Origin of the sequence: Arthrobacter sp. YAF17, assembly GCF_052113365.1 — a bacterium.
Lineage (GTDB): Bacteria > Actinomycetota > Actinomycetes > Actinomycetales > Micrococcaceae > Arthrobacter.
In genome coordinates this window covers 64,202-76,646 of record NZ_JBFRDB010000007.1, presented here as the reverse complement: position 1 = coordinate 76,646, position 12,445 = coordinate 64,202, and the positions used below count along the sequence as shown (strand labels likewise).

Below are 12,445 nucleotides of genomic sequence, written 5' to 3'. Positions count from 1 at the left end.
CACACGCAGCACAACTCGCACCAAAAATGGAATGAAGGGGAACTCATGAAGAATCTGACCAAGATCGGCGGCGTTACCGCCGTCGTGGCAGCGCTTGCGCTCACCGCTTGTGGCGGTGGCGGCGGCGCCGCAACAGGTCCCGACGCCGGCAAGGGCCAGGACGCAGGAAGCGACCTGGCCAAGCTCGTCAGCATCAACGCCAAGGACGCCAAGGACCTGCAGCCGGGCGGCACCGTCACCCTGCCGCTGGGCAACATCGGTCCGGACTTCAACGGCTTCTCCAACAACGGCAACAGCGCGGACAACACCGCCCTGCACCGCCCGATCGACCAGGCCGGCACCTGGGGCTGCTGGAACTTCGATTTCGACGGCACCGCCACGCCGAACAAGGATTTCTGCGAAGACGTCAAGAGCGAGGTCAAGGACGGCAAGCAGACCATCACCATCAAGGTGAACGAGAAGGCCACCTACAACGACGGCACGCCGATCGACGTCAAGGCCTTCGAGAACACCTGGAACATGCTCAAGGGTGAAAACAAGGACATCGACATCGTCAGCTCCGGCGCGTACGAGTTCGTTGACTCCGTCAAGGCCGGTTCCAGCGCCAAGGAAGTCGTTGTCACCACCACCCAGCCGGTCTACCCGCTGGACGCCCTCTTCACCGGCCTGATCCACCCGGCCGTGAACACCCCGGCGATCTTCAACGAAGGCTTCACCGGGGACATGCACCCGGAATGGATGGCCGGCCCGTTCAAGCTGGACCAGTACGACAGCGCCGCCAAGACGGTCACGCTCGCCCAGAACGACAAGTGGTGGGGCAACAAGCCGGTCCTGGAAAAGGTGGTCTTCCGCCAGCTTGAGAGCAGCGCCGCAATCGCCGCTTTCAAGAACGGCGAAATCGATGGCGTTTCCGCAAACACCATCACCCCGTACAAGCAGCTCGACGGCACCAAGAACTCCGAAATCCGCCGCGGCCAGCGCCTCTTCGCAGGCGGCCTGAACCTCAACGCGCAGAAAGCGCCGATGACCGACGTCGCGATCCGCAAGGCGATCTTCACCGCCGTCGACCGCGAAGCGCTGCGCAAGGTCCGCTTCAACGGCCTGAACTGGGAAGAAACCAGCTCCGGATCGATGATGCTGCTGCCGTTCTCCGAGTACTACCAGGACAACTACCCGGTCAAGGAAACCGGCGCCGAGGCCGCCAAGAAGGTCCTCACCGACGCCGGCTACACGGCCAACGCCGCAGGCGTCATGGAGAAGGACGGCGTCCCCGCCGCCTTCAAGATCAGCAACTTCGGTGACGATCCCACCACCCTGGCCTTCGCGCAGACCCTGCAGAACCAGCTCAAGGCCGGCGGCATGGATGTCGGCATCGACCAGCGGGCTTCCGCCGACTTCGGCAAGGTCCTGGGCAGCCGCGACTTCTTCATGAGCGTCTCCGGCTACACCGTGGGCGCCGACGCGACCGACGCCGTCAAGCAGTTCTACGATTCCAAGACGAACGAGAACGAACTGGGCGACGCCGAACTGGACGCCGAAATCAAGAAGCTCTCCACCATTGCCGACAATGCCGAGCGCAACAAGGCAGCCATGGAAGTTGAAAAGAAGCACATGGAGAAGTACTTCTCCATGGGTGTCGTCATGAACGGTCCGCAGATCTCCTTCGTGCGCACCGGCCTGGCCAACTACGGCCCGTCCCTGTTCAAGAGCCTGTCCCAGGTTCCGGACTGGACCACCATCGGCTGGGAAAAGAAGTAACACCCAGAAGTAGGAACAGCTGAAAAAGCAAGGCCGGCACCCGTGGCTTCCAGGGGTGCCGGCCTTCGCCGCTTAACACGCCGCGTGACTAGGCGCGCGGGAGTAGCGTGGGAGCCATGACAAATGACTCCCGGCCCATCCGAGCTGCCGTGGCCGGCTTCGGCCTATCAGGCAGCGTCTTCCACGCGCCTCTCCTCGCGGCCAACCCCGCGTACTCGCTCGACGTGATCTCTACTTCCGACGCCGGCCGGCAGTCCGCCGCATCCGACCGGTATCCCGGCGCCCGGATCGTGGACACCCCTGCGGGCATCCTTGAGCTCGCCGGCGAACTGGACCTGCTGGTCCTGGGAACCCCGCCCGCCACGCACTACCCGCTCGCGAAGGCAGCGCTGGAAGCCGGACTCGACGTCGTCGTCGACAAGCCTTTTACGGTGCGCAGCGCGGAAGGCGAGGAACTCATCCGGCTCGCAGAGCAGCTGGGCCGCGTGCTCACGGTCTTCCAAAACCGGCGCTGGGACGGCGATTACCTGACCGTCCGCGGGCTGCTGGACAGCGGTGCACTCGGAACCGTCGCCCGGTTCGAATCCCGCTTCGAACGCTGGTCCCCGACGGTCGCCAAGGCCTGGAAAGCGGACGCGACGGCGGACGACGGCGGCGGTGTTCTGTTCGACCTCGGCACCCACCTGCTGGACCAGGCCGTACAGCTCTTCGGACCCGCCACGGTCACCCACGCGGAGCTGGCGGCGCGCCGGGCGGAGGAGAAGACCGACGACGACGTGTTCCTCGCCCTGCGGCACGAATCCGGCGTCACGAGCCACCTGTGGATGAACATGCTCTGCGCCCAGCAGGCGCCGCGCTTCCGGCTGCTGGGCAGCGACGGCGCCTTCACCAAGCACGGGATTGACCCGCAGGAACCCTTCATCGTGGCCGGCGGCAGCCCCCTGGACCCGGACTACGGGGTCGAAGACCGTGAGTGGGCCGGGCACCTCGGCCGGGACGGGCACCTGGACCGGCTGCCCACCGAGCGCGGCGCCTACCCGGAGTTCTACCGGATCCTGGCGGAGAAAATCATCGGCGGCGGGGCGGGATCGTCACTGCCCGTCCCCGTGGACCCGGCCGGGCCGGTGGAGGTCCTGCGGCTGATCGAACAGGCCCGGTCGCTGGCTTAAACAGCAATCGACTGGCCCATACCGCCCTTTTGGGGTCCAAAAGGGCGGTAACGGAACAGCCGATGCTGTTTTGGCGGCTGGTTACGCGGAAACGAGCTCGTGCCAGTCGGCAACCAGGGGCAGGTTGTGCGCCTCGGAGACCGAGCGGTGCGCCACCTTGCCGCCAGCGATGTTGAGCCCGGCGGCGAGGGCGGCGTCGCGTTCGAACGCGGCCTTGACGCCCAGGTTGGCCAGGGCGACGGCGTAGCGCAGGGTGACGTTGGTCAGCGCGTACGTGGAGGTGTTCGGGACGGCGCCCGGCATGTTGGCAACGCAGTAGAAGATCGTGTTGTGGACCTTGTACGTCGGTTCCTGGTGCGTGGTGGGGTGCGTGTCCTCGAAGCAACCGCCCTGGTCCACGGCGATGTCCACCAGCACGGAGCCGGGCTTCATGCGGGAGACGAGCTCGTTGGTGACCAGCTTCGGGGCCTTGGCGCCGGGGATCAGCACGGAACCGATCACGAGGTCGGCGTCGACAACGGACTTCTCGATCTCGTAGGCGTTGGACGCCACGGTCTTCAAGCGGCCCTGGTACTGGGCATCCAGTTCGCGCAGGCGGTTGATGTTGATGTCCAGGATGGTGACGTCGGCGCCGAGGCCCAGGGCCATGGCGGCGGCGTTGGTCCCGGCAACGCCGGCGCCGAGGACAACCACCTTGGCCGGGCGGACGCCCGGGACGCCGCCGAGCAGCACACCCTTGCCGCCGGCCGGGGCCATCAGCGAGGTGGCGCCGACCTGGACGGACAGGCGGCCCGCGACCTCCGACATCGGGGCGAGCAGCGGCAGGGCGCGGCCTTCCTGGACGGTCTCGTAGGCGATGGCGGTGACGCCGCTGTTGATGAGCGCCTGGGTCAGCTCGGGCTCGGCCGCGAGGTGCAGGTAGGTGAAGAGGACCAGGCCCTTGCGGAAGCGGTGGTATTCGGCCTTGACCGGCTCCTTGACCTTCAGGACCATGTCGGCGCGGGACCAGACGTCATCGGCTTCGACGACGATCTCGGCGCCGGCGATGGCGTACTCCTCATCCGTGATGCCCGAGCCCAGACCAGCGCCGCGCTCCACCAGGACCGAGTGGCCGTGGGTGCGGAATTCGTGGACGCCGGCAGCCGTGATGGCGACGCGGAATTCGTTGTTCTTGATCTCTTTGGGGACACCGATGATCATGTGGGGCTCCATTGCTGGCGGCCTTGTGGGCCTGGATGTGTGGGGGAAGTCGTACTTCCAGAATAAATCCCACTGTGAGGCAGGCTACAGGCCCGGCCGGACGGCAGCACCGGGGTCCCGCGGAATTCCGGGGTTTTCCAATTAGCGGGCTGGACAAATGTCGAAGCGCCAAACGTCAGGTGTCGCCTGCTGTCCGTTGTGGGGTGTTAGCCGCCGCATTCCCAGCCGGGGAGGAAACGGCAGTAATGTTGCAGGATGCAGCAGCAGGACGTCGAACAGCTCGTGGAGCAGGTCGCACTAAAACTGGGCCGCGGCCTCTCCCTCGAGGATCTCGACGGTCTGCTGCTCGCCTACAGCTCCAACCAATCGCACGCGGACCGCGTCCGGGTGAACTTCCTGCTCACCAAACGCGTCGCGTTGGACGTCAGCGCCTGGCAGCTCTCGCACGGGATCGCGACAGCGGTTCGGCCTGTGGTGGTGCCGGCGAACGAGGAGCTCGGGATGCTGGGCCGCGTCTGCGTTCCCCTGCTGCTGCGCGGCTTCCGGGTGGGCTACCTGTGGGTCCAGCTGGAGGCCGACGAGCCAAACGCGACGTCGGTCCTCGCCCAGCTGCCAGAGGTGGCACCGGAACTCGAACAGCTCTCAACCCTGCTGCTGGAATCCAACACCGCCGAATCCGAGTTCCGCCGCCGCCGCGAGCAGGAATTCCTGGCCGCCTGCCGGGGCGAGTCCAACGCCGTCGCGGCCGTGGGCGGTTGGAAGGAAGTCCAGGGGCGCGGTCCCTGGCAGCTCGTGACAGTACTCGACGCCGACGGCTGGGTGGAGGGATCGGACCCGATCGCCTCCACGCTGATCCACCGCTCCGCGGCGCTGCAGGCCACCATCGGTGTGGATGCCGCCCTGTTCAGCGCCGGCACGGAGACCCACTCCGTCGTCTTGTTCAAGGAGTCCACCGGCCGGGCGGACCACGCCCAGGTGCTGGTCCACTACCAGCTGGAGCTGGCCAAACGCTCCGGCCGGGCGGTGCATCGGATCATCCTCGGAACCTCCGAGGGCTTCGCCCGGCCGCGGGAACTAGCCGACGCCTACCGACAGTCCCGTCAGGCCGCCCAGGCCGCGGCGGTGGATCCCCAGCTGGGGGAACTCGTGGACTGCCGCGCCACCGGAATCTACCAGCTGCTGGCCTCGGCGGGCGGCGGAGCTGGGGCGTGGGCGGACGCTGGCTCGGTCTACTTCCGCCTTCTGGAGGACCACGACCGGAACCACGAACTGCTGCCCGTCCTGGAACTCTTCTACGACAACGACGGCTCAGTCCAGGAAGTGGCGGACAAGCTGCATCTGCACCGGAGCAGCGTCTACAACCGGCTGGGCCGGATCCGGCAGTTGCTCGGCGTCGATCCGCTCAAGGGAATGGTGCGGCTGGAACTCCACGCGGCCCTGAAGGCGCGGCGCTGGGCGGACCGGCCCCGGATCTAGCCCGATGGGCTTTGGGTCCGGCGGTTTTGGATCTGGCGGCTTCAGGTGCCGCGGCCCTCGCGGTTCGGAGGTTCGGCGCCGAACTGGCGGTCCTGCTCGGGGCGGACGTCGTCACGGCCGGCTGCCTCCGCCGTCTCACGCGCCAGTGCGCGCGCCCTTTGTCTCCTGCGGAGCGTGATCCGGCTGTCCGTCCACAGCGCGACAGCTACAAACGCCACACAGCTGGACATAAAGGCCGCCGTATTATTCAGCCCCATCGCGGTTCCGAGGATGCCGGTGAGCACCATGGCGGCAATGCCTGCCACGATGTGCCACCCTCTGAACTTACCCACAATCCAAGCGTAACCCCGGCCCTCCGCGCTCCTCCGCGCCGGGCCGGGATCGTTGTTTGATCCTTATCACGCCGTCACGAAGCATCGGCGGCACCGTCATCCCCGGGGCCCGGTGCATCGTCGGCGGAATTGTTCTATTTCTGCTTTTCCAGCCAGGCCATGATGTCGGCGAGCCGGATCCGCCGGTGCGTGCCCCGGTACTCCACTGGGATTTCGCCGCGGTCCGTCATGTTCCGCAGATAGGTGTGCGAGATGCCCGCCAGCTCCGCGGCCCGGGACGTGGTCAGCATTTCCTCCACGCTGCTGACCGTGACCGCCTCGCCCCGGCTGAAGCGCGCCAGCAGGTCGACGACGGCGTCCCGCGCCTGGGCTGGCAGCCGGTGCACGGTCCCGTCGACGAACACCGTGATGTCGTCGCTGCCGTTGAGGGCGTACTGGAGTTTCTGCGCGTCCTCGGCCGGAAGGGCGGCGGCCACCCGGGGAGCAATCAGTGTCATGGAGTGCATCCTAGCGCCCCGGGCGGGGGCCAGCGCTTCGGTTACAGGCCCAGTTCCTCAAGGACCGGCAGCTTGGCCCGGACCCAGGCGCGGGCCTCGGTGGCGCTCGGTGCGGAGAGGGCCAGCTTGGCCAGCTCCTGCGCCTCGGCCAGGGTGACGGTCTTCAGCACCGCAGCCACGGCGGCGAGCGACCGGGCCGTCATGGACAGCGTCGAGACGCCGAGCCCGGTCAGGACGACGGCGAGGGCCGGGTCCGCGGCGGCCTCACCGCACACGCCGACGGGCTTGCTGGAGCCTTCCGCGGCGGAACCCTCGACGGTCAGTCCAACCAGCCGCAGGACGGCCGGCTGCCACGGCGTGTTGAGGGCCGCGAGCGGGCCGAGCTGGCGGTCGGCGGCCATGGCGTACTGGGTGAGGTCGTTGGTGCCCAGGCTCGCGAACCCGACCTCCCGGAGGATGGCCTCGGCGGTGAGCGCCGCCGACGGTACTTCCACCATGACTCCGGGGGTCTTGATCCCGGCCTCGGCGCACAGTGTGGCGAACCGGGCGGCCTCCTCCGCGGTGGAAATCATCGGCGCCATCACCCAGACGTCCGCCTCGGATTCCTGTTCCGCCCGGGCGATGGCCTGCAGCTGGCGTTCCAGCACGCCCGGCGTCGTGAAATCAGTGCGGTAACCGCGCACGCCGAGGGCGGGGTTCGGTTCCGTGGCGTCGGTGAGGAAGGGCAGCGGCTTGTCCGCGCCCGCGTCGAGCGTCCGGAGCACCACCTTCTTGCCCGGAAAGGCGTCGAAGACGCCCTTGTACGCGGCGGCCTGTTCGTCCACGGTGGGTTCGGTGTCCCGCTCGAGGAAGCAGAATTCGGTCCGGAAAAGCCCCACACCCTGCGCGTTGAGCTTCGCGGCGGCCACTGCGTCCTTGGCCCCGCCGACGTTGGCGAGCAGCGGCACGAGGTGCCCGTCCGCCGTCGCGCCGGTGCCGTCAAAGTCGGCCAGCAGCGAGGCGGTGGCGGCCCAGTGTTCGGCGGCGGCCCGTTGGGAGTCATCCGGGTCCGCCGTGATCAGGCCGGCGGCACCGTCCACATACACTTCCGTGCCGTCCGGAAGCTGGTCCACTCCGGAGGCGGCCACGACGGCGGGGAGTCCCAGCGAGCGGGCAATGATGGCGGTGTGGGACTGCGGTCCGCCGCCGGCCGTGAGCAGCGCCAGGATCTTCTCCGGATCCAGGGTGGCCGTGTCCGCCGGAGCCAGGTCTTCGGCGATCAGGATAAACGGGGTGGGGGAGGAGGGAATGCCCGGGGCCGGGACGCCGCGGAGCTCGGCTACGATCCGGGCCCGGACGTCCAGGACGTCGGTGGCGCGCTCCGCCATGTAGCCGCCCAGGTTGTGCAGCATTTCCGAGACCGAGCCGCCGGCCTCCCAGATGGCCCGCTGGCCGGACGTGCCACGGCCGATCAGTTTGGCCGCGGATTTCAGGAGCATGGTGTCCGTGGCCATGAGTGCAGTGGCCTCCAGGACTGCCTTCCCGTCGCCGCTGACCGTCTCGGCGCGGGCCTTCAGCTCATCGTGGACGGCCTTCGCGGCGGCCTTAAGGGCCGCCGTCGCATCCTCGGCCGTGACGCCTGCGGGCAACTGTTCCCCGGCCGGCGGTTCGCTGACGGGTTTGGGCATCTGGCGGATCGTTCCGATGATGCGGCCGGGGCTGACGCCTACTCCTGGGAAGTTCTGCATTGAAGGTCCTCATTCTCTGCCGTGGGCCGGTAAGCCATTAAGTCRGGTGACGCCGGGGCCGTCCGAACCGGGGCGGAGGTTCCCTCCCGGATCGTCCGGCGGCGCCCGCCGACAGCTACGTCGGCAGGCGGATCCGGCACCTGAAAAAATTGTATGTGATGCACTTCATATAGCGTTGCTATAGGTGCTAGGGTAGCGGTTATGAGTTTCGATGGCCAGCTTCCGCCTAAGACGCGGCTGCTCCGTGCAGCCGCCGAGTTGTTGGCCAGCTCCGCCGGGGGTACCGTTTCCACCCGCCAGATCACGCAGCTGGCCGGCGTCACAGCGCCGACCCTCTACCACCACTTCGGTGACAAGGAGGGGCTGTTCGACGCAGTCGTCGCGGCAGGTTTTGAAGAGTATGTGGCGGGCGAACGCGACTTCGCGCCGTCCGGACAACCGCTGGAAGACATCCGGCGGATGTGGGACAACCACGTGCAGTTCGGGCTCAAGCAGCCGGAACTGTACCTGGTGATGTTTGGCAATATCCGCCCCGAGAGCCGCCCGGCCGTCGTCGCCGACGCCGAGGGCCTTATGGAGGAGATGCTGAACAAGGCCGCCGTCGCCGGCCAGCTCAACGTCCCCCCGCGCGAAGCTGCCAGGAGCATCCTGGCTGCCAACGTGGGCGTGACACTGATGCTGATCACGGAGAAGGCGCCCGAGCGCAACCTCGAACTGTCCACCATGACCCGGGACGCCATGATCTTTGCCGTGTCCTCGGACCAGGCCAAGAACAGCGGCCCGGAGGACTCCGGGAAATCCTCGGTGGTGGTGGCGGCCATCGCCCTGAACGCGGCGTTGCAGTCATCGCACTCGGACCAGCTCTCCAGCTCGGAACTCAAGCTTTTCCTCGAATGGCTCCACCGGATCTCCACCAGCTCCACCAGCTAGCTCGGCGAAATTATCGGACCATCCTGCAAAGCTGCGGGAACGACGGTTAGGAACTCACATGGCAACAGAGACAGTTGCGAAACCACGCACCAGCGCGCGGGTACACGTCCAGAAATTCGGGACCTTCCTGTCCGGCATGATCATGCCCAACATCGGGGCGTTCATCGCCTGGGGCATCATCACGTCGCTCTTCATCGAGAAAGGTTGGCTACCCGTCCCCGAGCTTGGCGGCTACGGCACCAACGCCGCGGGTGAGCCGAATCTGGGCCTCGTCGGTCCGATGATCACGTTCCTGCTGCCCCTCCTGATCGGCTACACCGGCGGCAAGATGGTCTACGGTCACCGCGGTGGCGTAGTCGGCGCGATCGGCACCACCGGCGTCATCGTCGGCGCCGGTATCCCAATGTTCATTGGCGCCATGATCATGGGTCCCCTCGGCGGCTGGAGCATGAAGAAGATCGACTCCATCTGGGAAGGGAAGATCCGCCCCGGCTTCGAGATGCTGGTGAACAATTTCTCCGCTGGTATCTGGGGCGCGCTGCTGGCGATGCTGGGCTTCTTCGGCATCTCACCATTGGTCTCGGCATTCAGCCAAGCCGCCGGGAACGTGGTCCAGTTCCTGGTCAACAACGGACTTCTGCCACTGACCAGCATCTTCATCGAACCCGCCAAGGTCCTTTTCCTGAATAACGCCATCAACCACGGCGTGCTGACCCCGCTGGGAATCCAGCAGGCGCTGGCACAGGGACAGTCCGTCCTCTTCCTGCTCGAGGCCAACCCCGGTCCGGGCTTGGGCATCCTGCTCGCCTACTCGATCTTTGGCAAGGGCCTGGCTAAGGCAACCGCGCCCGGCGCTGCCTTGATCCAGTTCGTCGGCGGCATCCACGAAATCTACTTCCCGTACGTACTGATGAAGCCGATCATGATCCTCGCCGCAATCGGCGGCGGTATGACCGGAATCTTCACACTGGTGGTCACCGGCGCCGGCCTCCGCTCCCCGGCTGCTCCGGGCAGCATCATCGCTGTCTGGGCCGCGACGCCGGCGAACAGCTACTTCGGCGTGACGCTCTCCGTGCTGTTGGCCTGCACGGTCTCCTTCCTGATCGCGTCGGTAATCCTGAAGGCCAGTAAGGCGCCCGCAGAGGAAGAGCTCGACGAGGCCACGCACCGGATGGAGGAAATGAAGGGCAAGAAGAGCTCGGTGTCCTCCATGCTCGCGGGCTCCGGTGCATCCGCGTCCGGCGTTGCGGTCCTCGCCGGACCGGTCAAGAACATCGTCTTTGCGTGCGACGCCGGCATGGGCTCGTCCGCGATGGGCGCCTCGGTGCTGCGGAACAAGATCAAGGCAGCCGGCTTCCCGGACGTCAAGGTCACCAATTCCGCGATCGCCAACCTCAGCGACACGTACGACGTCGTCATCACGCACCAGGACCTGACGGAGCGGGCGAAGCCGGTGACCGCCAGCGCCGTGCACGTCTCGGTGGACAACTTCATGAACAGCCCCCGGTACGACGAGATCGTGGAACTGGTCAGGTCAAGCAACACGGACGGGGAAGCCGACTCGGCCGCTGGCGCACCTGCTGCAGCCGCCGCGGCGCCCGAAGCTCCCGAGGAAACGGGTCCCGCCGGCATTTTGGTCGCCGAGAGCGTCGTGCTCAACGGCACTGCCACCACGCGTGACGCCGCGATCGACGAGGCCGGGCAGCTCCTGCTGGACCGCGGCGCCGTCGACTCCGGCTACGTGGACGCCATGCACGAACGCGAGGAATCCGTCTCCACCTACATGGGCAGCTTCCTCGCCATCCCGCACGGCACCAACGCCGCGAAGGACCACATCATGAAGTCCGCGGTATCGGTGATCCGCTACCCGAACGGCATCGACTGGAACGGCAAGGAAGTGAAGTTCGTGGTCGGCGTGGCCGGCGTCAACAACGAACACCTGCACATCCTGTCCTCGATCGCCAAGGTTTTCACCAACAAGGCCCAGGTGGCCCAGCTTGAGGCGGCCACCACGGTCGAGGAAGTCCTGGCCCTCTTCGGAAAGGTCAATTCATAGTGAAGGCTGTCCATTTCGGAGCCGGCAACATCGGGCGCGGTTTCGTGGGCCTGCTGCTGCACGAGGCGGGGTACGAGGTGGTTTTCGCGGACGTCGCGGAGGCCCTCATCAACCAGCTTGCCGCGGCGGACTCCTACCGGGTCCACGAGGTGGGGGACAACCCCGCCGTCCGCGCCGTGGAGAACTTCCGCGCGCTGAACTCCAGCACCCAGGAGGCGGACGTCATCGCGGAAATCGCGACGGCGGACATCGTCACCACCGCCGTGGGGCCGCACATCCTCAAGTTCGTGGCGCCCGTGATCGCCAAGGGGATCGCAGCCCGTGCCGCCGGACTGGCCCCCTTGCAGGTGATGGCGTGCGAAAACGCCATCAACGCGACCGACATCCTGAAATCCGAAGTGGCTGCCCAATGGGATCCGGCCGCCGGAGCCCTGGATGACGCCGCCGTGTTCGCCAACACGGCGGTGGACCGGATCGTGCCCAACCAGGAGGCCGGGCAGGGCCTGGACGTTACCGTGGAGACCTTCTACGAATGGGTCATCGACCGGACCCCGTTCGCGGGCAAGGAACCGGTGATTCCGGGAGCGACCTTCGTGGACGACCTGGAACCGTACATCGAGCGGAAACTGTTCACCGTGAACACCGGGCATGCCGCCGCGGCCTACTTCGGTTTCGAGGCAGGCCTCGGCAAGATTTCCGAGGCCATGGCCGATCAGGACGTCGCTGCCGACGTGCGCGCCGTCCTGGACGAAACCAAGGAGCTCCTGGTGGCCAAGCACGGGTTCAACCGTGAGGAGCAGGAGGCGTACGTCCAGAAGATCCTGGGCCGCTTCTCCAACCCACACCTGCCGGACACCGTGCTACGGGTCGGCCGGGCGCCGCTGCGCAAGCTCAGCAGGCATGAACGCTTCATCGGGCCCGCGGCGGAATTGGCCGAGCGCGGGATCGTCCCGGAGGCCCTGCTCGGCGCGATCGCCGCAGCCCTGCGCTTCAACGACCCGGCCGACGACGAGGCAGTGGAGCTCGGGAAGATCCTGGCCTCCACGGGCGCGGACGAGGCAGCGGCGAAGATCACGGGCCTGGCCCCGGACCACCCGCTGTTCCCGGCCGTCTCCACTCTCGTCGAGGAGGCCAAGGCCGCCGTCTAGTCTGTTCCCATCGCCGAAGCATGCCGCCGACGCCGGAGCTCCCCCGAGTTCCGGCGTCGGCGTTTTTAAGCCGTTGCGCTATCACTCTGGGTTGCCATCCGGCGGGTTTGGCCACTCAGAGTGATAGGGCAACCCCTGGGGTTCCTTGACCA

10 protein-coding genes are annotated in these 12,445 nt (G+C 66.8%); 6 read left to right on the top strand and 4 right to left on the bottom strand.

Features of this window, described 5'->3' with window-relative positions:
• The first annotated feature begins 45 nt into the window (after positions 1-45).
• Both AB4Y67_RS07835 and AB4Y67_RS07830 read left to right on the top strand, forming a co-directional pair.
• Positions 46-1,758 (top strand): ABC transporter family substrate-binding protein, encoded by a 1,713-nt coding sequence (locus AB4Y67_RS07835; protein WP_441405218.1) that lies wholly within the window; start codon positions 46-48, stop codon positions 1,756-1,758.
• Between the two features lie 116 nt (positions 1,759-1,874).
• On the top strand, positions 1,875-2,927 hold the full coding sequence (locus tag AB4Y67_RS07830) for a Gfo/Idh/MocA family protein (protein WP_441405217.1): 1,053 nt from the start codon (positions 1,875-1,877) through the stop codon (positions 2,925-2,927).
• 81 nt (positions 2,928-3,008) lie between these two features.
• Here AB4Y67_RS07830 and ald read toward each other — a convergent pair whose 3' ends face one another.
• Positions 3,009-4,127, bottom strand: a complete 1,119-nt coding sequence (gene ald, locus AB4Y67_RS07825) for an alanine dehydrogenase (protein ID WP_441405216.1) — start codon at positions 4,125-4,127, stop codon at positions 3,009-3,011.
• Positions 4,128-4,382: 255 nt separating this feature from the next.
• On the opposite strand from ald, the gene AB4Y67_RS07820 reads away from it, so the two are divergent.
• Complete coding sequence (locus AB4Y67_RS07820) at positions 4,383-5,603, top strand: PucR family transcriptional regulator (protein WP_441405215.1); 1,221 nt, start codon at positions 4,383-4,385, stop codon at positions 5,601-5,603.
• Between the two features lie 41 nt (positions 5,604-5,644).
• On the opposite strand, the gene AB4Y67_RS07815 is transcribed toward AB4Y67_RS07820, so the two are convergent.
• From AB4Y67_RS07815 to ptsP, 3 genes are all read right to left on the bottom strand, one after another.
• Complete coding sequence (locus AB4Y67_RS07815; protein ID WP_441405214.1) at positions 5,645-5,935, bottom strand: hypothetical protein; 291 nt, start codon at positions 5,933-5,935, stop codon at positions 5,645-5,647.
• Positions 5,936-6,069: 134 nt separating this feature from the next.
• Entirely contained in the window at positions 6,070-6,432 is a 363-nt protein-coding gene (locus tag AB4Y67_RS07810) for a helix-turn-helix domain-containing protein (RefSeq protein ID WP_441405213.1), read from the bottom strand.
• A gap of 41 nt (positions 6,433-6,473) precedes the next feature.
• On the bottom strand, positions 6,474-8,159 hold the full coding sequence (gene ptsP, locus AB4Y67_RS07805) for a phosphoenolpyruvate--protein phosphotransferase (RefSeq protein WP_441405212.1): 1,686 nt from the start codon (positions 8,157-8,159) through the stop codon (positions 6,474-6,476).
• Between the two features lie 201 nt (positions 8,160-8,360).
• Here ptsP and AB4Y67_RS07800 point away from each other — a divergent pair, with 201 nt between their 5' ends.
• The 3 genes from AB4Y67_RS07800 to AB4Y67_RS07790 are packed head-to-tail and all read left to right on the top strand — an operon-like array spanning position 8,361 to position 12,293.
• On the top strand, positions 8,361-9,089 hold the full coding sequence (locus AB4Y67_RS07800) for a TetR/AcrR family transcriptional regulator (RefSeq protein ID WP_441405211.1): 729 nt from the start codon (positions 8,361-8,363) through the stop codon (positions 9,087-9,089).
• A 58-nt stretch (positions 9,090-9,147) separates the two neighbouring features.
• Positions 9,148-11,145: a PTS mannitol transporter subunit IICBA gene (locus AB4Y67_RS07795; protein WP_441405210.1), complete on the top strand. Its 1,998-nt coding sequence runs from the start codon at positions 9,148-9,150 to the stop codon at positions 11,143-11,145.
• Positions 11,145-12,293: a mannitol-1-phosphate 5-dehydrogenase gene (locus AB4Y67_RS07790; protein WP_441405209.1), complete on the top strand. Its 1,149-nt coding sequence runs from the start codon at positions 11,145-11,147 to the stop codon at positions 12,291-12,293. The genes AB4Y67_RS07795 and AB4Y67_RS07790 overlap by 1 nt, the downstream gene beginning before the upstream one ends.
• Positions 12,294-12,445: the final 152 nt, after the last annotated feature.